Raw genomic sequence first — 19,971 nt, 5'->3', positions numbered from 1 at the left:
AATGACCGCCACCGAATTCCGCGCGATGTCGCAGACAAAGCCTTGGATCGACGGTATTCGCTTTGACAGCAAGGCGGAGGGCAAGCCCTATTGTGAATTGAAGCTGCTGCAGGCGGCTGGCGAGCTCACCGAGCTAGAATTGCAACCGCGATTCAAACTCAACGTCAATGGCGTCCAGGTGTGCACTTACATTGGTGATTTCACTTATTGGCACGTTCATTCAAAACAGCGCTTCACCGAGGACGTTAAAGGCGTCGACACCAAGGATTTCAAGATAAAGGCGAAGTTGTTCCGGGCGGTTTTCGGCCATGACATCGTTCTGGTGAAGTCATGAGTTCCGCTCCCGCCATGCCGGTGTTCCCAGATGCCTATCTGGCTGACACAACGCATCTCAGCACCGAAGAGCATGGAGCTTACTTCCTGCTGCTCATGGCCATGTGGCGCCGTAATGGGACTGTGCCAGACGATGACCGCGACATCGCTCGCATCGTGGGTCTGGACATCAAAGCCTGGCGCAAGATGCGGAAGCGGCTCATGCCATTCCTTACCGTAGACGGCGATTTCCTCACGCAAAAACGTCTCAAAAAAGAATGGGATTATGTGAGCGAAAAGCGCAACAAAAATGCGGCCAATGGTTCGCGTGGTGGCAGACCCAAAGCCAATATAAACAACCGCTTAGATCAAGCGAACGGTTTTCAAAATGGAAACCCAAACGATAAGCGAAACGAAAGCCCCCATAACCCAGAATCCAATCCCATAGAAAAACCTACCAGTTTTTCTGAGCGCGCAAGCGCGCGAAAACCGAACGGATTTGTCCATGTTCGGAAATCAACAGATGCAGCACGTTCACTGATCCAGGAGCTCAAGGAAAATGAACAATTCGGAGAAGATCGAGGCGACAAAGTCATTGACCAAACTGTTCGGGAGTTTCCCGCAATCGCCCATGTCCGATCCTGACTTGCAACTCCGCGCCTACCTCGATGCGGTCGAGGACTTCGAATGTGTCGACGTGCTGGCAGCGGTCGAGAGATTCCGTCAAGGCGAGGTCAAGGAGGTCAACAAGGCCTATTGCCCCTCCACGGCGCAGCTTTGCGATGAGGTTCGGTACCGCAAGCAGATGCGGGAGATCATGACTCGCGCCGGCGTGAAGCCAGGCCAGCTAATTATCCAGTAGGAGTGCGTGAAATGTTGGATGAAACAGCAGAGCAAATTCTAGATCGTCGCTATCGGGGGATGAACCCGAAATTTGTTAAGCAGGTTTGGGAGAAGCGCCGCAGGCAGGAAACGGCAGAGCACCGGCGCGTTGCCCGAGACGCGGCTGAACTGGCCAAGCAACAGAGCCAACGCGCGACCACGCTGAGGCTTGCCCGGGAGTGGGAAGTCGCGCAGCAGGAGGAACTGTTTCGAGCGCAATTTCTGGAGAACATCGGACAGCTTCGCTTGAGCCACCTGGTGGAGAAATACAAATCGGCCGCGGCGATTGTTGGTGCAATGGAAGTGCGATATCGCGCGGCCGAAATTATTCAACATCACGTGCGGCGGTCACCATTCTCGTACTCGGAGGTGATGAGCGATGCTCGAGCGCGAGCGGTGGTAGCCGTGAGGCAGGCTGCCATGGCCGATATCCACGTGTTGTGTCCGCATTTTTCGTTGACCCAGATCGGTAAGCTCTTCGGCGGTCGTGACCATACGACAGTCCTTCACGCGTTGAAGAAGATGGGCGTCTGGCGTGGCAACCGAGAACAGCCCGAAGCTTAAATTTTAAGGGGAGGCGACACCCCAATTTCCAAGGACAGGTAATGAAGGCGGCAATTGATACGGACAAACACTGGTACGTCGTTCGCACGAGGGTGAAGGGCGAGGACAAGGCGTTCGAAAATCTTCGGAAGGCGGGGTTCGATACATACTATCCTCGTCACCGTATTGAGATTCAGCACCGCCGGACCAAAGCTTATGTGGTAAAAGAGCAGCCGCTGATGCCGCGATATATGTTCGTGGGATTCGCGCCCCGCAATGTCAATTTCTATGCGGTGAGGGAGAGCGACGGCGTAGAGTGCATCCTCGGCGTCGACGGTCGACCGATTATAGTCCCCTCGAAAGACGTCGAAAAAATCTACCTTGCAGAAGTTGACATGAAATTCGACGACACCAGGGCGGCGCGCATTCACCGCAAGGAGGAAGCTAAGACGGAGAAGGAAACTACTCTGATGCGGTATCCATCCGGCTCGAGTGTATTCGTCACTGATGCAACGAGCCCATTCGCAACCTTTGGTGGCATAGTTGGCGAGGTAACAAAATCAGGCACAATTGTCGCTCTTATTGAACTATTTGGCAGAATGACGCCAGTGGAGTTCGAGGCTCGACAGTTGTCCATTGCGTGAGTGGATCAGACTTCGGTAGTTGTCGAATCCCACAATCGCTTCGCTATCGATTCTTCGATCTTGTTGAAGAGAGGTTCACCCTCATGTTTCAGCCGTTCTGAACCTTCTTTCAGACGTGGCCCGATATCTATTTCGTGGTTCATCTGATGCTCGATAACAGCCTTATGGATGATATCGATGAGCGTTTTCATTTCGTTTCGTAGTTCTGGAAGTACAAACACCCCATGCTTGCTCAATTCGAGGCTCGCTTCCTGTAGATGTTTCAGAACATCATTGTGTCGGTACAGATTGTGGATTTTGATATACGCGTCGAGCTTTTTACGTGAGTTTATGATCTCGCGCTTCTGAGCTGCCGAGAAACGCGTGCCTTCAACAAATTCCTCAAGGTCGGCAGATGGCATTTGATCTAGGTCGGGATACTGTTGAAATGGCGATAGGTATCCGCTCGCCCAAGCCTTCGCTTCAACAAGTTTCGCCCAAACATTTGGCAGGACCTCAAATTCACGGTCATGCAGCCTTTTCGTTCTATCGAAAACAGCATTGATGCGGTGGCGCAGCTTCTCAAGCTCCCGCGACTGCTCGGATTTGAACGCTTCCAGTTGGGTAGCAAATTTCTGATTCAGCCACTTCTCTCCCAAGACCTTGAACAGGCCGAACGCGGTGGCGACGACTGTACCGAAAGAAATTCCAGCAACACCCAGGAGGGCAAATGCCGACTTTGACCCGTCCCAAATCGACAGCAATACGGAATAAAACTGGTCCACAACGTCCCTCGACCGCGAGTTGATTCATTCCATCTGGCACATTGCTGAGATGGACAACAATGGCGTCCCGTCATGACGCGGTGGATAACTTCAACGCTTTGATGAAAATAATCCTTTGCATAGGAAACAAATCAGTATATACGCGCAGGTGGATGATTTGATGTTCAGCGCGGACCTTTGGACAGGGGAATACTCGCCGGTCAAACCCAGCCCGAGCAAATAGCTCGCGGTAAATGGATTTCTATTCTTAAGGCTTTTGTCGGAGTGGAGCAGTCTGGCAGCTCGCTTGGCTCATAACCAAGAGGTCGCAGGTTCGAATCCTGCCTCCGCAACCAAATCAAAACGGCGACACGGTGAAATTCTGCATGCCGTAGCACGGTCAAAGCCAGCGCGCATTGCGGGGTTAATTGCAGGCCCCGCCCGTTCTGATTCAACGATGCATGGCCCAAAGGGCGTTTGCACTGGTCATCCGCCCTGCGGGTGATGCCACATTACCCCAGATATGGCCAAAGTGCCGATGCAAGGGCGAGTACTGCAGCGCAGGCGCTTAGGATCGCCGCGACAAAGTTCCTACCGGCGATCGTCTTTTCATGAGCTCGATGTTGTTCGTATGTCACTGGTAACGCGCCGAACAAATTCATGCCCACGTGGGGATCGTCGTTTATGAGTATCCCGCCGGAGAATCCGCTCGGGTGTTTCTTAACGGGGGATGGCACTGCGGCCGCCCAAAACCAGGCGACGCATGACAATACAGATAAGACCGCCGAAGCGATGGCTAGGTAAACGGCCAATGGCAAAACTCCGTATGATTCTGGGCAGATACAACCACCCTTCTCATAGCTGATCAAGGTGACATCCCGTGACACGTCGCGCGTTTATCGCAGCCATCGGCATGCTGTTGTCAAGCACTGCGCTTGCACTGCCAAAGCCTGACAGGCCGATAAGGAAGAAGCCACCAAAGTGGCAGAAGAAGTGAGCGTGTATAAGCAGGCGTTGGAGTTTATGCACTTCAGTGCTGATCTTCTCGAATATACGCGGCCGCAGTTTCTGCCCTTCATCCACATCGATCCCGATATGGAGGCGTGCGGACGCTTCTCGGTCCGGTGGATGCCGGTCATAACACTGAAGCGCTGGCGAGAGGGAAGTCGGTACGACCAGTGTGTCATGGTGCACGAGCTCGTCCATCATGTGCAGCACAGCAATGGCATCCCGATGAACGGGAACGTGTTCGAGGGCGTCAACGATCTCGAGATCGAAGCCATCACTGTGCAAGTGAGATGGTTGAAAACTGTCGGCGAGAATCCGCGCGATCACATCTCATACTCGACGATCCTCACACTGACCGGCGATGAGCGTTTCTCCTCGCTTGATTGGCTGGAGGCCGCATGAAGCCGACCGAGCCGTGGCTGATGGACGAGTCTTGGGAAGTGCGCAACGCCCGCCAGGCTGAGATGAGATCGCGACCAGCGCGGTGGCGATAGAACTGCACTATCTTCACCAAAAGGAGTAGGGGCTCCTTCGTTGGGAGCGCGCCTTACGCCTATATTGGTATAGATCAAGCGCAAATTGAAAGCTCCTGAAGCGTGAAGCTAATGTAGAATGGTCGTCAGCAATCCTCGACAACAACAAACAGGTGCAGAAGCACACGGAGGGCCAGATGACATCAAATACCAAACCGAACAGGCCGAGCAGCAGGGCGCGCCGTCATTTTCTGGGCGTCGTAGCGGCGGCAAGCGCGGCTGTCACAGTTGCCTCATTGCCAGCTCTGGCCAAGGACAAGCCCCCTAAGGACAAGCCTCCCAAGGGTGGCGATCGCAATTGCTTTCTCCGCGGTACCTCTATCATGACCCCGACGGGTGAGGTGCGGATAGAGGATATTCGGATCGGTGATCTTGTTGAAACTGTGCGCGGCAAAGCCATGGCGGTGAAATGGATCGGCCACCAGCGCTACAAGAAGAGTGGCCCGTGCTGGCCTGACAACGTCATGCCAATCCGCATTGCGCGCCAGGCGCTCGATGAGCGCACACCGCACAAGGATCTTTATCTTTCGCCCAACCACGCTCTGTTTATCGATGGCGTGCTCATCCGGGTTAAGGAACTGGTGAACGGCATTTCGATTGCACCTGCTGATTTTGCAGAAACCTCGCAGCTGGATTATTACAACATCATGCTTGACACTCACGAAGTGATCTTGGCGGAGGGGACGCCTATTGAGACGTTCCTGCTTCGAGGGAGCAACCACGAATCCTTTACAAACTTTGCTGAATACAACCGGCTTTATCGTGCGGAAACGTTCGTGACCATGGCACCCTTCGCGCCAATCGTGGGATATGAAGGTGGCCGGGAACACCTGAAGGCTCTCCTTTGCCTTGGCGTCTCTTCGTTTGTGCCGATGCGCGATCCGGTCCAGGAAGCCTCTGAAAGAATTGCAGCAAGAGCCGAAGGGCTCGTAGCATGACACTACGACCTTACGCCGTAGGATCGCTGCAGCCAACTCGATGGTGCAAATAGGCCATCGCGGATAGGTGTCGCTAGCCCGCAAATAAAGCTCAGCCCCAGGAGCACTGAGGCTGAGCGGGACTATTACGCAGCGCGGCTGTCTTTCACCTGGTTCGAGCTTTCGCCACTTATAGTTTTACCCATACCACTGATCGCGATACGACGCGGCTTCATTTCCTCGGGGATCTCCTTTTTGAGATCGATGATCAACAGGCCATTGTCGACATGCGCATCGGTAACGCTCACATGGTCCGCAAGCTCGAAGCGGTGGGCGAATGGCCTTAGCGCCAGACCATGGTGAAGATACTGCAGCTCTTCATCAACGGACTTGTCACCCTTGACCACCAGCAAATTTGGCTCATGGGTGATGGCGAGGTCATCTTGCCTGAAGCCGGCCACAGCAATCACGATGCGATATTTGTCCTCCCCAAGCTTGACGATGTCATACGGGGGCCATCTGTCCGAGCCTTGCGGTTGCGTGGAGTTTTCGAGCAGATTGAAAATTCGGTCAAAGCCGACGCTCGACCGGTAGAACGGGGAAAAATCGACGTTGCTTCTCATAGCTAGGTCCTCCTTTGAGCAACATAGAAATGAGGCGCGCCAAGAAGCTTGGCGCTCCCTGACGTCGGTCCACTGAGGTGCAACCGACCGCGAAAATTTGGTAATGGCAGGAAACCGTGTCAAGATTTTCGGTGCAAAAAATTGCTAATCGTCCGAGCGATAAAGCTTCCTGGTTGCTTCTTTTGAGGCCTGCTTTTCTTGCGCGGTAAGGCGCCGGCGCTTCATCATTCCCAAAGCAAGGATTGCGCCGAGGACGATCGGGCCGCCAAACACCACCGCAAACCACAAATACTCCATTCTACCGTCCTTCAGTAGCAAGATGACGATGACCACTTTTGGGTGGGCCGATCTCGGGAATGGAGGAGAGAAGGGCGGCGATCAAGACTGGAAGCGTCGTCCACAACAGATCATAGGCGGCCATTTGGTCAGTGACCTCCAAGTTCGCTCTCGATCTTCTTGCGACTGCCGCCGTGCTTCTTGATCAGCTCAAGCGCCCGGTCCCTGCTGATGTCATGCTTCGTCATGAGGTAGTTCACCTCATAGTCCTCGCTTGCCGATACTGTGGCGCGGTCTCGATTGTCCTGCTTGGATTTGTCATCTGACATTTGGGTTTCTCCGCGGCTGTGGCTGATTGTTTCTCAACAGCCGCAGGGGAATTAGGTTCCGGCCGCCTTTTAAGAGCGGCTCCGCCACTAACCCGATTGCGCCGCTCATGGCGAGCAGCGCTTTCCTGGGTTCCAGTTGTTGCTTACTTATCGAGATCCTGGGCCATCATCAGATGATGTTCCAAGGCCGGCTCTGTCGTAGCGGCCCACGCCTTAAGGTCGGGATTATCGCCGCCTTCGCCGTAGCGCTTGAATAGGTCAACTGCGTCTTTGTGCGCCGAAACCTGATCGGAGTGATACTGCTTGGTGAAATCCTCACCTTGCAGACCGTTGAGCTTATCAAGCGTGCTTTTCTGCGCTGATGTCATTGCCGTAGGGATTGAGGCCTTGACCTTCCCGCTGTCAACCAATTGCTTCAGCTCCGCCGACGTCTTCTGATGGTCCGCGATCATCTGCTTCGCGAAAACCTTGGTAGGATCGTCAGCCCGTTCCGCGGCGAGCTTACTGGACTCGATTTCAAACATGTCACTGGTGGCAGCTTCCATAACGAAATCTTCCGTTTTGGGGGCCACCCCGATCAGAGAGTTGACGCCGGTCTTTTCAGCCGCCGTCTGGGCAAACGTCGACGTTGACATCATTAACAAGGCAACAGTCACTAAAAGCTTGTTCATCTGGGTTCTCCTTTGCACTGAGCGAACAACGCGGGGTAGAGAACACTGTTCCAACAGCGCAAGCCGGCTTTCAATCGTACCAGATCGCCGGAAACACGCGGCGCGACAGCATTCATGGACGGGCTGTGAATTGGGAAAGTGGGATTAATCAGATGGCACTGACCCCGCTCAAGCCCAAGGTTGGCACGCTGGCCCCTCGGCTCAAGCGTTACGCGCCAGGCGATGAGGCAGAACGCTCGCGCTACAGGGATGACACCCAGCCGTGGCGCAAGTGGTACAAGACGGCACGTTGGCAAAAGCTAAGGATGTCGGTCCTTGTCCGCGATCTGTTCACCTGCCAGATGTGTGGGAGGATCGAGCCCAATACCTCTCAACTGGTGGCGGACCATAAGACACCCCATCGGGGTAGCGAGTACCTATTCTGGAAGGACGCCAACATCCAGTGTGTGTGTAGGGTCTGCCATGACAGTGAGAAGCAGCGACAGGAGCGAACGGCTACGTTCTGAACACCACGAGTGTCAAGAAAAAGCTGGTCAGAGCCAAGGCTGAAACGAGCAGGCAGAAAGACCTTATGGAAAGATGGTCAAGCCATACGCGTCGCTGAAAGTCCTCGACCAATACCTTCAGTTTCGGTTTGGGATCGCCCCACTTGATGCGTCTGAACTGATAGATGTTGTTTGACATCCGGCGATGCTGCCAAACGTTCCTTAAACAGCGGTGAATGGGACCGGGGGGACCGCAAAGTATTGAGACCCCTTCCGTCCTAGACCCGCGTGCCCCGCATTCGCACAATTTTTTCCGGCGATCCGGAATTTTCGCTGAAAGATAGAAAATGACCGAAAAACCTAAGCGCTCTTCGAAGGGAGGGCGGCCCACGTATCGTCCTTCTCTGGAGGATCGACAGACGGTCGAGGAAATGAAATTCGTTGGCGAAAGCGACAACATGATCGCCCGCGCTCTGAGAATTGATCCTGACACCTTGCGCAAGCACTTCGCCAACGAACTCGCCGACGGTCACGCTCAGCGCCGGAAGGAAATTATCGGCCTTCTGTTCAAGTCGGCTCGTGATGGAAACGTAGCCGCGCAGAAGAAGCTCGAGGAGATGGGCCGAGTGTCTGCCGCTGCCGACGCCGTAAAAGCTCGGGAGTCCAAGGCGCCGAAACTAGGCAAGAAAGAAGAACAGCAGATTGCCGCCCAGAATGTCGCGGGCAAGTTCGCTCCGCCAATGCCGCCAAAGCTGGTCGTTCATAATAAATGATCGCGTGGGATACGAGTTGCACCGACTGGGAGCGGCGCATCGTGGAGGGCCGTTCACTCATCCCTTGCGGTCCGCTCTTCCCGGATGAAGCTGAGGCGGCGCTTGCCGTCTTTAAGTCACTTCGCATCGTTGATGTTCCTGGACAGCCGACTTTCGGTGAAGCTTGCGAGGAATATGTTTTCGATTTCGTGAGGGCCGTGTTCGGTGCCTACGATCACGAAAGCGCCAAGCGGATGATTGAGGAGTTCTTTCTCCTCATCTCCAAGAAGAACATTAAGAGCACCTTGGCTGCAGGAATAATGCTGACGGCCCTCATTCGGAATTGGCGACACTCGGCCGAACTCCTGATCCTGGCGCCGACACTGGAAATTGCCAACAATTCCTTCAAGCCTGCTGCGGATATGGTTCGCGCCGATCCCGAATTAGTGGACCTCTTGCATGTGCAAGACAACCTCAAGCAGATCACGCACCGTACGACGCGGGCCGTTTTGAAAGTGGTGGCTGCCGATACAAACACTGTCGGTGGGAAGAAAGCGGCATTTGTCCTAATCGAGGAGTTGTGGCTCTTCGGTAAACGGGCCGGGGCATCTGCCATGCTTCAGGAAGCCACTGGCGGACTGATATCGAGGCCCGAAGGCTTCGTGATCTACATATCAACGCAATCCGACGAGCCGCCGGCCGGCGTTTTCAAGGAAAGGCTCAACTACTTTCGCGATGTGCGCGACGGAAAGATAAAGGATCCTCGCAGTCTTCCCGTCCTCTATGAATTTCCGGAGGCGATGATTGAGGCAGAGGCATACCTCGACCCTGAGAACTTCCACGTTACCAATCCGAATATGGGCCGGTCGGTCAACGCAGAGTGGTTACAGCGCAAGCTCGATCGAGTTCGCAGTGGTAATGACGAGGACGGCGATACCGTTCAAACCTTTCTCGCCAAGCATTTGAATGTCGAGATCGGTATGCGGCTTCGCCGCAACCGGTGGCCAGGCGCCGACTTCTGGGAGGCACGGGCGGACAAAACCATCACGATCGAGCACATGCTTGAGGTCTGCGAGGTCATCGTTCCCGGCGTTGATGGCGGCGGCCTCGACGACTTGTTCGGCCTGACACTTGTCGGGCGCCATCGCGTGACGAAAGATTGGCTCTGCTGGTCACATGCCTGGTGCCATGTCGGCGTGCTCGATCGGCGCAAGTCCATCGCTTCGAAGCTGCGGGACTTTGAGAGCGCCGGCGAATTGACGATCGTCGACGACAAACTCGACGACCTTTCAGAGATCGTCGAGATCATTCGAGACATCAAGGACCGGAACCTCCTTGCCGCAGTGGCGGTTGATCCGGCCGGGCTCGGCGAACTGGTCGACGCTCTGGACGATATCGGCGTCAACGACGAGGCCAAGAACATTATTGGCGCACCGCAGGGTTACGCCATGATGAATGCCATCAAGACGACGGAGCGCAAGCTGACGAACGGCACGCTGCGCCATTCCGGCTCAGCGCTGATGAACTGGTGCGTTGGCAACCTCAAGATCGAGCCGACCGCAACCGCGATCCGCGCGACGAAACAGAACGCCGGTGATGCGAAGATCGACCCGGTGATGGCGCTATTCGACGCCGTGACCGTCATGAGCCGCAATCCGGAAGTGAAGCGAGAGCCGAAGTACCAAATGCTGATGGTCGGCTAAGGAGACCCCAAAATGAACCGTGCCTATTCAATCTTGACCGTGAAAGCGGTCGAGGAAGAACGTCGTGTCATACGCGGCACTGCCACGACACCCAGCCCAGACCGGGTCGGCGACATCGTTGAACCCCTTGGCGTTGCCTTCAAGAACCCCATGCCTCTGCTTTGGCAACACAAGTCTGACAAGCCAGTCGGCTTGGTCAAGTTCGACAAGCCAACCAAGGATGGCATCACGTTCGAGGCGGAGCTTCCGACCATCGATGAGCTGGGCGCGCTGAAAGATCGTGTCGACGAGGCTTGGCAGTCTGTCAAAGCCGGTCTGGTCGCAGCTGTGTCAATCGGCTTCCGCGCTATCGAATACGCATTCCTCGACGATGGCGGTATCCGCTTTGTCAAATCTGAGGTTTACGAACTCTCCTTGGTGACGATTCCGGCCAACGCCGATGCCACCATTTCACTGATCAAGTCGATTGACGCCCCCATGCTTGCCGCGACCGGCAATGAGCCCAGGGACAGTGATCGACCTGTAAAGCCCGGCGCTTCGGGAAAAGTAGTCAAAACCATCACACCAGACCCGAAGAAAGGGAAAGCAATGAAAACCATTGCCGAACAGATCGCTTCGTTTGAAGCGACCCGCGTAGCCAAGTCGGCGCGCATGGAAGAACTGATGAATGCCGCTGCAGAAGAGGGTGTGACCCTCGATGCGGAGCAGACCGAGGAATATGATGGCCTTGAGGCAGAAGTGAAGTCGATTGACGCTCACCTCGTTCGTCTTTCGGCCCTTGAAAAGTCCAATGCGGCAAAGGCCAAGCCTGTTGAAGTTAAAGACCTGCAGTCTGGTTCCGATGCTCGCGGCGGTGCAGTACCGGCTGTTGCCAAGTCCGCCCTGCCAAAGGGCACCGCATTCACCCGATATGCCATCGCTTTGGCTCGCGGTAAGGGTAACCTGATGCAGGCCGCCGAGGTTGCCAAGGCTTGGGGCGATACGCCTGAGGTCGAAACCGTTCTGAAGGCTGCTGTTGCCGCTGGCACCACGACGGATGCTGATTGGGCCAAGCCGCTCGTCGAATACCAGAACATGGCTTCCGAGTTCGTTGACTTGCTGCGTCCGCAGACAATCATCGGCCGGATTCCAGGGCTTCGTCGTGTGCCGTTCAACATCAAGATACCCCGCCAGACTGCCGGCGCTGCGGCCCAGTGGGTTGGTGAAGGCAAGCCGAAGCCGGTGAGCGAACTCTCGTTCGACCAGATCACTCTCGGTTTCGCCAAGCTGGCCGGTATCGTCGTTTTGACCGATGAACTGGTTCGCTTCTCCAATCCTTCGGCTGAGGCGCTGGTACGCCAGGATCTGATCAACACGATCGTTCAGACAATGGACAAGGACTTCGTTGATCCGGCAAAGGCGGTGTCGGTTGGCGTATCGCCGGCATCGATCACCAATGGCGTTACTCCGGTCGTTGCCAGCGGTACCGATGCTGATGCGGTTCGTGCGGACGTCAAGGCGTTGTTTGCCAAGTTCCTCGCAGCCAACATGTCCCTGGCCGGTGCGGTCTTTGTCATGACGGAAACGCAGGCTCTTGGTCTGGCACTGATGCAAAATCCCCTCGGTCAGCCGGAATTCCCGGGCCTTGCTATCAACGGTACAAGCGGGGGCACGTTCTTCGGGCTTCCTGTTGTTCTTTCCGAGAACATTCCCGCTCAGGCTGAAGTTGTGGGCCCGCCTGCAATTCCTGCTGGCTCGCGCATCATCCTTGCCAAGGCAAGCGAGATACTTCTCGCCGACGACGGCCAGGTAATGCTCGATGTTTCCCGCGAAGCTTCGCTGGAAATGGACAGCGCGCCGACCAACCCTGTAACGGCATCGACTGTTATGGTTTCGCTGTGGCAGCACAACATGGTCGGCATTCGCGCCGAGCGCTTCATTAACTGGGCCAAGCGCCGCGCCGATGTTGTTCAGTACATCACAGGCGCCAACTACGGCGGCTGATTATCCAGCCATTGAAGACCGAAAGGCCGGGTTCGCTCGGCCTTTCTTCGCATTGTTCGAATGGAGGCCTCAGATGAAGCTTATTGCCACCAAGTCCATGACCTACGCCACTCGCCGCCTGCAGGCCGGTGAGGAGTTCGAAGCTGGTCCACGCGATGCCAGGCTCTTGATTGCGATCAAGAAGGCCAAGCTTGTCGATGATGAGGCCTGCACATCCGTTCCCACCATTCCTATGCCTGAACCGGTTGGTGATCTCGCTGTATTGCGCGCCGAGTACAAAGCTATTGCGGGCAAAGCTGCATTCAATGGCTGGAATGCCGAAAAACTACGCGAGAAGATCGCCAAAGCCCAGGCAAAGGCCTGATCCATGCGAATTCTTGGCCTCACCATAACCCGCCAGAAAGCAGCGGGATCGCTATCTCCTGTCGACAATCGAGGCGGTTGGTGGGGAATTGTACGAGAGTCATTCACCGGCGCCTGGCAGCAGAACGTTGAGCTTAAGCTCGACACCGTCCTCACCTATTCGACGGTGTTTCGCTGCATCTCGCTTATATCATCCGACATTGCCAAAATGCGCATGCGCCTCGTTCAAAAGGACGCGAACGGCATCTGGGGTGAGGTGGACAATCCAGCATTCTCACCGGTGCTGCGCAAGCCGAACCGCTTTCAGAACAGGATCCAGTTCTACACATCGTGGATGGAATCCAAGCTGATCCATGGCAACACATATGTGCTCAAGGAACGCGACCTGCGTGGGATTGTTGTTGCCCTTTATGTGCTCGATCCCTGCCGCGTGAAGCCTCTGGTTGCCGAAGATGGCGCGGTTTATTACGAATTGATGCGTGACGATCTGTCTGCGCAGCACGCCAACAACGTGACGGTTCCCGCGTCTGAAATCATTCACGATCGCTGGAACACGATCTATCATCCCCTCGTCGGTACGTCGCCCATCTATGCCTGCGGGCTTGCCGCTATTCAGGGCATCCGCATTCAGAGCAACAGCGCCCAGTTCTTCGGGAACGGATCCAATCCGGGCGGCATTCTTGTCGCTCCCGGTGAGATCAGCGACGAGACTGCAAAGCGTTTGAAAGATCACTGGGACCAAAACTACAGCGGTAAGAATGTCGGCAAGGTTGCGGTTCTAGGCGATGGCCTCAAATACGAAGCCATGACAATGAAAGCCACCGATTCTCAGTTGATCGAACAGCTCAAGTGGTCGGCCGAGACGGTCTGTTCGGTGTTCGGTGTGCCCGCTTACAAGATTGGCGTCGGCGCAGCCCCTCTCAACAACAATGTGGAAGCGCTCGATGCGCAGTACTATGCGCAGTGCCTTCAAATTCACATCGAAAGCATTGAGCTTTGCCTAGATGAAGGGCTCGGTCTCGACCGTACCAAGGAAGGCAAAACCCTTGGTACCGAGTTCGACCTCGATGACCTGCTTCGGATGGATACGGCAACTCAGATTAAATCGCTGGCCGAGGCGGTTGGCGGATCCATTATGACGCCAAATGCTGCGCTCAAGAGGATGAATCAGCCGCCAGTCAAGGGTGGCGATACGATCTACATGCAGCAGCAAAACTATAGTCTCGAAGCGCTGAATAAGCGCGATGAAGGCGACCCGTTCGCCAAGCCCCCTCCGGCAGGAGCGCCAGCGCCAGAAAACGACAACGAAACCGAGGCCGCCAAGGCGATGGCAGAGATCATAAAGGGGTTCGCCTAATGTTTGATGGCAAAGCATTCGGCCAAGAGGTTGTTGCGACCGTCAAAGGCTATGTCGAAAGGGCTATATTTACCTTCTCAGCGCGAATTGAAGCTTTGGAGAAGCGTGAACCGCTGAAGGGCGAGCGTGGCATTGACGGCCAACGTGGCGCAGATGGCGCGCCCGGCAAAGATGGTCGTGACGGTGTCGATGGCAAAGACGGTGCGCCGGGCCTGAATGGCAAAGACGGCGTCAACGGTGCGCCGGGCGAACCGGGCAAAGAAGGCCGCGACGGCGTCGACGGCAAGGACGGTGCCCCAGGTAAAGACGGCAAGGACGGTGTCGCTGGCGCGCAGGGCGAACCGGGTAGGGACGGCGACCCCGGCCGTGATGGGGTCGATGGAAAAGAGGGCCCTCCGGGCATAAATGGCAAAGACGGCGTCGACGGTGCGCCAGGAGAGCCCGGCAAAGACGGACAGCCCGGCCGAGATGGCGTCGATGGTAAGGATGGTGCTCCGGGACTTAACGGTAATGACGGCGAGCGAGGTGCCGACGGCCGCGATGGAAAAGATGGCGTCGGTCTTGCCGGCGCTCTCATAGACCGTTGCGGCGCCCTAGTCGTCACCCTGACCGATGGAACCACGCGCGACCTTGGTCCCGTTGTCGGGAAAGACGGTCAATCAGGTGAAAAGGGTTTGGACGGCAAGGACGGTACCAACGGTAAAGATGGCGCCGACGGCCTTGGCTTTGACGATCTGGAAGTCGTTCACGACGGCGAGCGCGGCTTTTCTTTCAAGTTTATGCGGGGCGACCTCGTCAAGGAATTCAAGTTTGCTGTTCCGATGATGATCTATCGCGGCGTTTACAAGGACGGGCAAACCTATGTTCGCGGCGACACGGTGACGTGGGGAGGTTCTCTTTGGCACTGCGATGAAGAGACGGCCGACAAGCCGGAGGTCAATAAGGCATGGACCTTGGCAGCCAAACGCGGCCGAGATGGCAAGCAGGGCGAAAAGGGCGGCGATGGTCCAAAGGGTAAGGATGGCCGGGACGGCCGGGACCTCACTCAACTTGGGCCGGACGGGAGTAAATGGTAATGGCCGATCTCGCGACGCTGGAACAGGTCAAGCAGGGACTGCGCGTCGACGCGGACAATACCGACGATGACGCACTGCTCACCTTGCTCATCAAGGCAGCCTCCGAACGCATTGCCGGCTACATCAAGTCAGATATTCCCGACCCCGTCCCGAATGCCATGGTTGTGGCCACCATTCTGCTCGTGGGGCATTTATACCAGAACACCGATAGCGACCCCGATAAAGCATTCGACCTTGGGACACTGCCTTACCCAGTGACGGCGCTAATCTATCATTTGCGTGATCCCGCACTCGCTTAAAGAGAGGTTACGGCATGGCGCGAAAGCCAAGTTCAGGTGATCTGTTCTACAAGGTCGCGTTCGATCAGCGCCAGGATGCCGACGACGGTTTCGGCAACACGGTGAGCACATGGGTTGAGAAATTCCAGTGCAGGGCGGGTTATCGGCACTTGCGGGGCGGCGAGGCCGTCATTGCGGCCAGGCTCGAGGGGAAGCACATTCAAGTCGTCACTGTCAGGGCTTCGACTGCGACCAAGGGCGTAACCACCGATTACCGTATCCGTGACCTTCGCAGCGGTGAGACCTTCAATATTCGTGATATCACGCCGAACCTCGATCGCCAGTTCATTGACTTCCTCGTCGAGAGCGGTGTCGCGGATGGTTGACGGTGTGAGCGCGATGACAGCGGAGTTGACAAAGCAAATCCCTGATCGTGTCCGTCGCGCGGCAATCGACGCGATGGAAACCGGCGCCGACGAACTCGTCGCGATGATGAAAACGCTCGTTCCGGTCGACCAGGGCGATCTACGTGACAGCATTGGGTGGACATTTGGCAAACCGCCGAAGGGTTCGCGCATGATCGCCCAGACTGATCCGAACACCAGTGATCCGGTCATCACCATCTATGCCGGCAATGATAAGGCGTTCTATGCGGCCTTTCAGGAGTTCGGGACGGTGAAAATGCAGGCGAATCCGTTTTTCTTCCCGTCCTGGCGTGCGCTGCGGACGCGCGTTCGCCGGCGCATCACGCGGGAAATCAACAAAGCGATCAAGAGTGGCACCAAATGACGATCAGCGAGGAAATCCAGAAGCTGCTCCTCGATACGCTCAAGGCTGATGCCGGTCTGATGGCGCTCGTCAATGGCGTCTATGACAGCCCGCCGGTGGAAACGGTGCGCTTTGCGAAACCGAAAGAGGCTTTCATCTCGTTCGGCCCGGTCGATGTCGCCGATGACTTTGCCGAGTGTGTCGACGGTGAGACGCATACCGTTCAAATCGATGTTTGGTCGCGGACGGTAGGCTATATCGGCTGCAAGCGGATTGTGGACACGGTGAAGGCGATCCTCAATAGAGCCGACCTGGCTCTCAGCGCAAATGCGCTCGTCGAGATCAATGTGCCGCTGGCGCGCGTCTTTCGGGATCCGGACGGCGTGACGAGCCATGGCGTGGTTTCTGTCGAACTTATGGTGGAGGTAGCATGATGGGCTGGGCAATTTTCAAGCGCGAAAGCAACTGGTCGCGGCCGAACAGCGTCTATTCGTTCAATGCAAAGGCATCCCCAGAACCGCAGGAGCGCCCGCAGGACTTCATCGACTATGCGGTCGAGAAGGGCTGGGCCGAGATTGTCCCTGCACCTTCTCGGGAAGAGAAACGCGCTCTGCGCGCCAAGCGGGGCGAATAGCCCTTATTCTAACCGGGCGCGATGCCCTTCTCGGCTGGTGGTGACACCGGCCTTTTTTATGGAGAAAGCCAATGGCACGCGCCATCACTGAAAACTTTCATGAGTTTGTTGTCGAGGTCGAAACCGAGACGCCAGGCACCTATGCTGCAATCTGCGGGTTGACGGCGCGCGGAATCAACCGAACCAGCAATATGAGCACTTCCGAGGTTCCGGATTGCGACAACGAGGCTTTGCCGGCGGCGGTCGAGCGTGCGGTCCAGTCGCAGGAGGTTACTGTGACCGGTCAGGGCGTTTGGGCGCAGACCAGCCACGAAATGATACTCGACTGGTGGTATTCGGGTGCGACCAAGAACGTCCGCGTCAAGAATATCAAGGCAGCCGTTGGCGATACCGAGATTGAAGCCGGCCCGGCCTACCTCGTATCGATCAACAATCAGGGCGAGCGTGGGCAGAAGGTGACGGCCGAAATCGAAATCCAGTTCGATGGCGTGCCGACGCGAACCGCTAAAGCTGCCTAATGCGTCAGGGGAAAGAGATCGTTTGGCCTGGAGGTGAGCATACCTTCATGCTGAACATCGGCGAATTGCGGGCGTTGGAGCAAAAGACCAACGCCGGCGCTTTCGTCACGATGACGCGCCTCATCTCGTCGCAATGGAAGATCGACGATGTAATATCGACGATCCGTCTCGGTCTCGTCGGTGGCGGCATGTCCGAGCAAGAAGCTCGATCGATCGTCGACCGGGCGCTAGACCTTGCGAGCGCGTACAAGCTGGCGATCACCGCAGCCCTTATCCTCGAGCACTCTCTTATGTGGGATGCAAACGACACGCCGGGGGAGCAGCCGGCGGGCGAGGGGAGTTAGACCCGAACCCGCTCCCGAACGGAATGACCAAATGGTCAGGCTACTATGCTGCAGGTGCCGCGATCGGGTTCTCGCCCCGGCAGATCGACGAAATGTCTCTCTGGGAATTCGGCGCAGTCATCGACGGATACAAGCGGGCGAATGGCGTGGAAGAGGCTCCGCCGGTAATGGACGATGATCGGCTCTCAGAGTTGGGCATCGTCGGGTTTTGATCATCAATTAATCGATAGGTATTGCGATGGCCGATGAGACCGCCAACCGATTGCTTGTGCGCATTGAGGCCTCGCAGGCGAAGTTCGAGAAGCAGATGGCGGCAGTCGCCAAGTCTGCATCGAAGGGCGCGAATGATATTGAGCGCTCTTTCAAGAAGGCAAATGACAACGCCGTTGTCTCTGTCGGCGCGACCCGCGCAGCCGTGAGCAATCTTTCATTCCAGTTGAACGATATCGCTCAGGGCCTCGCTTCCGGCACCTCTCCCTTTACCATTATGGTGCAACAGGGCTCGCAAGTCGCTCAGGCGCTCCAAGGCGCTGGCGGCGGGCTCATCGGCGCCGTCAAAACGCTTGGCGGCGCCTTCACCCAGATGCTCAATCCGGTTTCCCTTGCCTCGTTTGCGCTGATCGGCCTTGGCGGAGCATTGGTTCAGTATGTTTTCAGCGGGAAAGATGAGGTAGAGAGCCTAGACGCCAGCCTCAAGGAACACGCCGAATTCATCCGGAGCATCAAGGACTCCTACGGCGAGGCAGTCGAAGGGCTCGAGAATTACGCGAAAGAAAGCGCAACTGTTTTCCAGCTTATGGCTCAGGGCCGTTTGTCCAGCGAATTGGCGACCCTACGCGACGAGGCGACGAAGCTCCGAGACAGCATTTCCGGAACAGTCAACGTTGACGACTTCGGCGGCGCCCGCGCCTTCCGCGCGACTGAGGCATATAAAGTGCTTCAGCAGGAAATTACCAACCTCACCCAATCCATTGCCAACGGCGAACCGGACATTCGCGGTTTCCGCGAGAGAATTACCGAACTTGCAGCCACGGACCCCACCAATAAGGCCTTGCAAACCCTTGCGCAGGCTCTCCTCGCCGCGTCGAATGAAGGCCTCAAGGCAGATCAGGCGCTCCGCCAGACAAAGATCGTCATCGACGGGCTCGGCGATATTGCGAGCGGCCAGGCAGCCGGTGTCGATAAACTCTCCGCCTCGTTGAAAACGCTCGCGGGGATTGCCCTCCCGAACTTGTCGGAGTTGGAGAAGGCAACGCAGGCCTACACCGAGGGCTTGAAGAACGCGAAGACGGTCGAGGAACGTATCGGCCTGGGTAAGGCGTTTGGGGATGCCCAGCGCCGCATTGCGGCCTCGAACATGCCGACCCCGGCACAAAAGCCAAATCTGGAGAGCATCGAGCCCGAAAAGCCGACAAAGCCCAAGAAAGCAGCCGAGGACCGAACCCGTGAAAAGGAAGCGCGGGAAGCCGAGCGCGAGAGTGAATCGGTCCAAAGGCTGATCGAAAATCTCCAGTTCGAGCGGTCGATCATGGGATTGACTGGCGTCGAGCGCGAGAAGGCGATTGCTCTGCGCCGCGCGGAGAAGGGTGCGACCGAAGAGCAGAAAATGCAGATCGCCGCACTGATCGAGAGCAACTATGCCGAGAAGCAGGCTCTCGCAGAGACGGCGCGCGCCATGGAGGAACTGCGCGACCTCGGCCGGGAAGCCCTCGGCGGGTTCATCAGTGACCTCTTGGACGGCAAGAGCGCGGCCGATGCTTTGGCCGACTCGTTGAAACGCATTGGCGACCGGCTCCTCAACAGTGGCCTTGATGGGCTTTTCGGCACCGGTGGCGGTGGAGGCGGCGGGTTTGGCCTGTTGGGCTCACTGTTCGGCGGTGGATCATCTGGAGGCGGGTCGTCTGATCCTTGGTCAGGCCTTCGCCTGCCTGGCTTTGCCTCGGGCACGAACAATGCGCCAGGCGGCCTCGCGCTCGTCGGCGAACGTGGCCCAGAAATCGTCAATCTTCCAAAGGGTTCTCAGGTCATCCCGAACGCACCATCGATGAAAGCACTTTCGGGCCGAGGCGGTAGCGGATCGTTCACGTTCGCGCCGGTGATCGACGCTCGAGGTGCATCGGTCGATGCGGTTGCCCGCCTTGAACAGGTTGTCGCCAAGCAACAGCAGGAATTCTCGGCCCGCGTGGTCGACACGGTGCGCCGCGCTCAAAAAACACGGAACCTCTGATT

The 19,971-nt window shown here is 56.6% G+C and carries 28 protein-coding genes and 1 tRNA gene; 24 read left to right on the top strand and 5 right to left on the bottom strand.

Translation table 11 applies throughout. The annotated features are described in order from the left end of the window. Nucleotide 1 precedes the first annotated feature (1 nt). Genes HQ945_RS05440 through nusG form a run of 5 tightly spaced genes read left to right on the top strand, consistent with a single transcriptional unit; the run spans nt 2 to nt 2,381 of the window. A complete protein-coding gene (locus HQ945_RS05440) occupies nt 2-334 on the top strand; it encodes a DUF1064 domain-containing protein (RefSeq protein ID WP_246272539.1) in 333 nt (110 codons plus the stop codon). After that, a complete protein-coding gene (locus HQ945_RS05435; protein WP_174207763.1) occupies nt 331-957 on the top strand; it encodes a YdaU family protein in 627 nt (208 codons plus the stop codon). Before HQ945_RS05440 ends, HQ945_RS05435 begins: the two co-directional genes overlap by 4 nt. Then, nucleotides 944-1,174: a hypothetical protein gene (locus HQ945_RS05430; RefSeq protein ID WP_174207762.1), complete on the top strand. Its 231-nt coding sequence runs from the start codon at nt 944-946 to the stop codon at nt 1,172-1,174. The genes HQ945_RS05435 and HQ945_RS05430 overlap by 14 nt, the downstream gene beginning before the upstream one ends. Nucleotides 1,175-1,185: 11 nt before the next feature. Further along, entirely contained in the window at nt 1,186-1,758 is a 573-nt protein-coding gene (locus tag HQ945_RS05425) for a helix-turn-helix domain-containing protein (protein ID WP_174207761.1), read from the top strand. A 41-nt stretch (nt 1,759-1,799) separates the two neighbouring features. Beyond that, a complete protein-coding gene (gene nusG / locus HQ945_RS05420) occupies nt 1,800-2,381 on the top strand; it encodes a transcription termination/antitermination protein NusG (protein ID WP_174207760.1) in 582 nt (193 codons plus the stop codon). Between the two features lie 5 nt (nt 2,382-2,386). On the opposite strand, the gene HQ945_RS05415 is transcribed toward nusG, so the two are convergent. Then, the gene (locus HQ945_RS05415) at nt 2,387-3,145 is read right to left on the bottom strand and encodes a hypothetical protein (RefSeq protein ID WP_174207759.1); all 759 of its coding nucleotides are present in this window, start codon (nt 3,143-3,145) and stop codon (nt 2,387-2,389) included. Nucleotides 3,146-3,402: 257 nt separating this feature from the next. Between HQ945_RS05415 and HQ945_RS05410 the strand changes: the two genes are divergently transcribed. The 3 genes from HQ945_RS05410 (at nt 3,403) to HQ945_RS05400 (ending at nt 5,603) form a co-directional block, all read left to right on the top strand. Beyond that, nucleotides 3,403-3,480, top strand: a tRNA-Met gene (locus tag HQ945_RS05410). Between the two features lie 625 nt (nt 3,481-4,105). Beyond that, complete coding sequence (locus HQ945_RS05405; RefSeq protein ID WP_174207758.1) at nt 4,106-4,534, top strand: hypothetical protein; 429 nt, start codon at nt 4,106-4,108, stop codon at nt 4,532-4,534. 268 nt (nt 4,535-4,802) lie between these two features. Then, nucleotides 4,803-5,603 carry a Hint domain-containing protein gene (locus tag HQ945_RS05400; RefSeq protein WP_174207757.1) on the top strand — a complete coding sequence of 267 codons (801 nt, stop codon included), beginning with the start codon at nt 4,803-4,805 and terminating at the stop codon, nt 5,601-5,603. Nucleotides 5,604-5,728: 125 nt separating this feature from the next. On the opposite strand, the gene HQ945_RS05395 is transcribed toward HQ945_RS05400, so the two are convergent. The 4 genes from HQ945_RS05395 to HQ945_RS05380 all read right to left on the bottom strand — a co-directional run bounded on the left by HQ945_RS05395 (nt 5,729) and on the right by HQ945_RS05380 (nt 7,481). Next, nucleotides 5,729-6,205: an Hsp20 family protein gene (locus HQ945_RS05395; protein ID WP_174207756.1), complete on the bottom strand. Its 477-nt coding sequence runs from the start codon at nt 6,203-6,205 to the stop codon at nt 5,729-5,731. A 144-nt stretch (nt 6,206-6,349) separates the two neighbouring features. Then, complete coding sequence (locus HQ945_RS05390) at nt 6,350-6,502, bottom strand: hypothetical protein (RefSeq protein ID WP_174207755.1); 153 nt, start codon at nt 6,500-6,502, stop codon at nt 6,350-6,352. A gap of 128 nt (nt 6,503-6,630) precedes the next feature. Further along, complete coding sequence (locus tag HQ945_RS05385) at nt 6,631-6,810, bottom strand: DUF3606 domain-containing protein (RefSeq protein WP_174207754.1); 180 nt, start codon at nt 6,808-6,810, stop codon at nt 6,631-6,633. A 143-nt stretch (nt 6,811-6,953) separates the two neighbouring features. Beyond that, on the bottom strand, nt 6,954-7,481 hold the full coding sequence (locus tag HQ945_RS05380; protein WP_174207753.1) for a DUF4142 domain-containing protein: 528 nt from the start codon (nt 7,479-7,481) through the stop codon (nt 6,954-6,956). Nucleotides 7,482-7,633: 152 nt separating this feature from the next. On the opposite strand from HQ945_RS05380, the gene HQ945_RS23185 reads away from it, so the two are divergent. The 16 genes from HQ945_RS23185 (at nt 7,634) to HQ945_RS22680 (ending at nt 19,969) form a co-directional block, all read left to right on the top strand. Further along, nucleotides 7,634-7,987: an HNH endonuclease gene (locus HQ945_RS23185; protein ID WP_174207752.1), complete on the top strand. Its 354-nt coding sequence runs from the start codon at nt 7,634-7,636 to the stop codon at nt 7,985-7,987. Between the two features lie 326 nt (nt 7,988-8,313). Further along, on the top strand, nt 8,314-8,739 hold the full coding sequence (locus HQ945_RS05370; RefSeq protein WP_174207751.1) for a hypothetical protein: 426 nt from the start codon (nt 8,314-8,316) through the stop codon (nt 8,737-8,739). After that, nucleotides 8,736-10,421 (top strand): terminase large subunit, encoded by a 1,686-nt coding sequence (locus HQ945_RS05365; protein ID WP_174207750.1) that lies wholly within the window; start codon nt 8,736-8,738, stop codon nt 10,419-10,421. The genes HQ945_RS05370 and HQ945_RS05365 overlap by 4 nt, the downstream gene beginning before the upstream one ends. A gap of 12 nt (nt 10,422-10,433) precedes the next feature. Further along, nucleotides 10,434-12,404, top strand: a complete 1,971-nt coding sequence (locus tag HQ945_RS05360; protein ID WP_174207749.1) for a phage major capsid protein — start codon at nt 10,434-10,436, stop codon at nt 12,402-12,404. 73 nt (nt 12,405-12,477) lie between these two features. Next, nucleotides 12,478-12,768, top strand: coding sequence for a hypothetical protein (locus HQ945_RS05355; protein ID WP_174207748.1), 291 nt, complete (start codon nt 12,478-12,480; stop codon nt 12,766-12,768). 3 nt (nt 12,769-12,771) lie between these two features. Further along, entirely contained in the window at nt 12,772-14,124 is a 1,353-nt protein-coding gene (locus tag HQ945_RS05350) for a phage portal protein (protein ID WP_174207747.1), read from the top strand. Next, entirely contained in the window at nt 14,124-15,200 is a 1,077-nt protein-coding gene (locus tag HQ945_RS05345) for a collagen-like domain-containing protein (RefSeq protein WP_174207746.1), read from the top strand. The genes HQ945_RS05350 and HQ945_RS05345 overlap by 1 nt, the downstream gene beginning before the upstream one ends. Beyond that, nucleotides 15,200-15,499, top strand: coding sequence for a head-tail connector protein (locus HQ945_RS05340; RefSeq protein WP_174207745.1), 300 nt, complete (start codon nt 15,200-15,202; stop codon nt 15,497-15,499). The genes HQ945_RS05345 and HQ945_RS05340 overlap by 1 nt, the downstream gene beginning before the upstream one ends. A 14-nt stretch (nt 15,500-15,513) precedes the next feature. Next, the gene (locus HQ945_RS05335) at nt 15,514-15,864 is read left to right on the top strand and encodes a head-tail adaptor protein (protein WP_174207744.1); all 351 of its coding nucleotides are present in this window, start codon (nt 15,514-15,516) and stop codon (nt 15,862-15,864) included. Continuing rightward, a complete protein-coding gene (locus HQ945_RS05330; protein ID WP_174207743.1) occupies nt 15,857-16,267 on the top strand; it encodes an HK97-gp10 family putative phage morphogenesis protein in 411 nt (136 codons plus the stop codon). The genes HQ945_RS05335 and HQ945_RS05330 overlap by 8 nt, the downstream gene beginning before the upstream one ends. Then, a complete protein-coding gene (locus HQ945_RS05325) occupies nt 16,264-16,680 on the top strand; it encodes a DUF3168 domain-containing protein (RefSeq protein ID WP_174207742.1) in 417 nt (138 codons plus the stop codon). Before HQ945_RS05330 ends, HQ945_RS05325 begins: the two co-directional genes overlap by 4 nt. Then, complete coding sequence (locus HQ945_RS05320; protein ID WP_207719699.1) at nt 16,677-16,880, top strand: hypothetical protein; 204 nt, start codon at nt 16,677-16,679, stop codon at nt 16,878-16,880. The genes HQ945_RS05325 and HQ945_RS05320 overlap by 4 nt, the downstream gene beginning before the upstream one ends. 71 nt (nt 16,881-16,951) lie before the next feature. Further along, the gene (locus HQ945_RS05315) at nt 16,952-17,398 is read left to right on the top strand and encodes a phage tail tube protein (RefSeq protein WP_174207741.1); all 447 of its coding nucleotides are present in this window, start codon (nt 16,952-16,954) and stop codon (nt 17,396-17,398) included. Further along, nucleotides 17,398-17,742, top strand: a complete 345-nt coding sequence (locus HQ945_RS05310; protein WP_174207740.1) for a gene transfer agent family protein — start codon at nt 17,398-17,400, stop codon at nt 17,740-17,742. The genes HQ945_RS05315 and HQ945_RS05310 overlap by 1 nt, the downstream gene beginning before the upstream one ends. A 23-nt stretch (nt 17,743-17,765) precedes the next feature. Further along, entirely contained in the window at nt 17,766-17,954 is a 189-nt protein-coding gene (locus HQ945_RS05305; RefSeq protein WP_174207509.1) for a hypothetical protein, read from the top strand. Between the two features lie 26 nt (nt 17,955-17,980). Next, complete coding sequence (locus HQ945_RS22680; protein WP_175584953.1) at nt 17,981-19,969, top strand: phage tail length tape measure family protein; 1,989 nt, start codon at nt 17,981-17,983, stop codon at nt 19,967-19,969. Nucleotides 19,970-19,971 lie beyond the last annotated feature (2 nt).

It is taken from the genome of Phyllobacterium pellucidum, assembly GCF_013327855.1.
Classification (GTDB): Bacteria; Pseudomonadota; Alphaproteobacteria; order Rhizobiales; family Rhizobiaceae; genus Phyllobacterium; species Phyllobacterium pellucidum.
Note: the sequence above shows the minus strand (reverse complement) of the source record. Positions and strands in the feature narration are given on the sequence as shown.

What these genes read in the sequence shown, in the direction of transcription:
- HQ945_RS05440 (WP_246272539.1), top strand. Translation starts at nt 2, where the DNA reads ATGACCGCCACCGAATTCCGCGCGATGTCGCAGACAAAGCCTTGGATC.
- HQ945_RS05435 (WP_174207763.1), top strand. Translation starts at nt 331, where the DNA reads ATGAGTTCCGCTCCCGCCATGCCGGTGTTCCCAGATGCCTATCTGGCT.
- HQ945_RS05430 (WP_174207762.1), top strand. Translation starts at nt 944, where the DNA reads ATGTCCGATCCTGACTTGCAACTCCGCGCCTACCTCGATGCGGTCGAG.
- HQ945_RS05425 (WP_174207761.1), top strand. Translation starts at nt 1,186, where the DNA reads ATGTTGGATGAAACAGCAGAGCAAATTCTAGATCGTCGCTATCGGGGG.
- nusG (WP_174207760.1), top strand. Translation starts at nt 1,800, where the DNA reads ATGAAGGCGGCAATTGATACGGACAAACACTGGTACGTCGTTCGCACG.
- HQ945_RS05400 (WP_174207757.1), top strand. Translation starts at nt 4,803, where the DNA reads ATGACATCAAATACCAAACCGAACAGGCCGAGCAGCAGGGCGCGCCGT.
- HQ945_RS05395 (WP_174207756.1), bottom strand. Translation starts at nt 6,205, where the DNA reads ATGAGAAGCAACGTCGATTTTTCCCCGTTCTACCGGTCGAGCGTCGGC.
- HQ945_RS05390 (WP_174207755.1), bottom strand. Translation starts at nt 6,502, where the DNA reads ATGGAGTATTTGTGGTTTGCGGTGGTGTTTGGCGGCCCGATCGTCCTC.
- HQ945_RS05385 (WP_174207754.1), bottom strand. Translation starts at nt 6,810, where the DNA reads ATGTCAGATGACAAATCCAAGCAGGACAATCGAGACCGCGCCACAGTA.
- HQ945_RS05380 (WP_174207753.1), bottom strand. Translation starts at nt 7,481, where the DNA reads ATGAACAAGCTTTTAGTGACTGTTGCCTTGTTAATGATGTCAACGTCG.
- HQ945_RS23185 (WP_174207752.1), top strand. Translation starts at nt 7,634, where the DNA reads ATGGCACTGACCCCGCTCAAGCCCAAGGTTGGCACGCTGGCCCCTCGG.
- HQ945_RS05370 (WP_174207751.1), top strand. Translation starts at nt 8,314, where the DNA reads ATGACCGAAAAACCTAAGCGCTCTTCGAAGGGAGGGCGGCCCACGTAT.
- HQ945_RS05365 (WP_174207750.1), top strand. Translation starts at nt 8,736, where the DNA reads ATGATCGCGTGGGATACGAGTTGCACCGACTGGGAGCGGCGCATCGTG.
- HQ945_RS05360 (WP_174207749.1), top strand. Translation starts at nt 10,434, where the DNA reads ATGAACCGTGCCTATTCAATCTTGACCGTGAAAGCGGTCGAGGAAGAA.
- HQ945_RS05355 (WP_174207748.1), top strand. Translation starts at nt 12,478, where the DNA reads ATGAAGCTTATTGCCACCAAGTCCATGACCTACGCCACTCGCCGCCTG.
- HQ945_RS05350 (WP_174207747.1), top strand. Translation starts at nt 12,772, where the DNA reads ATGCGAATTCTTGGCCTCACCATAACCCGCCAGAAAGCAGCGGGATCG.
- HQ945_RS05345 (WP_174207746.1), top strand. Translation starts at nt 14,124, where the DNA reads ATGTTTGATGGCAAAGCATTCGGCCAAGAGGTTGTTGCGACCGTCAAA.
- HQ945_RS05340 (WP_174207745.1), top strand. Translation starts at nt 15,200, where the DNA reads ATGGCCGATCTCGCGACGCTGGAACAGGTCAAGCAGGGACTGCGCGTC.
- HQ945_RS05335 (WP_174207744.1), top strand. Translation starts at nt 15,514, where the DNA reads ATGGCGCGAAAGCCAAGTTCAGGTGATCTGTTCTACAAGGTCGCGTTC.
- HQ945_RS05330 (WP_174207743.1), top strand. Translation starts at nt 15,857, where the DNA reads ATGGTTGACGGTGTGAGCGCGATGACAGCGGAGTTGACAAAGCAAATC.
- HQ945_RS05325 (WP_174207742.1), top strand. Translation starts at nt 16,264, where the DNA reads ATGACGATCAGCGAGGAAATCCAGAAGCTGCTCCTCGATACGCTCAAG.
- HQ945_RS05320 (WP_207719699.1), top strand. Translation starts at nt 16,677, where the DNA reads ATGATGGGCTGGGCAATTTTCAAGCGCGAAAGCAACTGGTCGCGGCCG.
- HQ945_RS05315 (WP_174207741.1), top strand. Translation starts at nt 16,952, where the DNA reads ATGGCACGCGCCATCACTGAAAACTTTCATGAGTTTGTTGTCGAGGTC.
- HQ945_RS05310 (WP_174207740.1), top strand. Translation starts at nt 17,398, where the DNA reads ATGCGTCAGGGGAAAGAGATCGTTTGGCCTGGAGGTGAGCATACCTTC.
- HQ945_RS05305 (WP_174207509.1), top strand. Translation starts at nt 17,766, where the DNA reads ATGACCAAATGGTCAGGCTACTATGCTGCAGGTGCCGCGATCGGGTTC.
- HQ945_RS22680 (WP_175584953.1), top strand. Translation starts at nt 17,981, where the DNA reads ATGGCCGATGAGACCGCCAACCGATTGCTTGTGCGCATTGAGGCCTCG.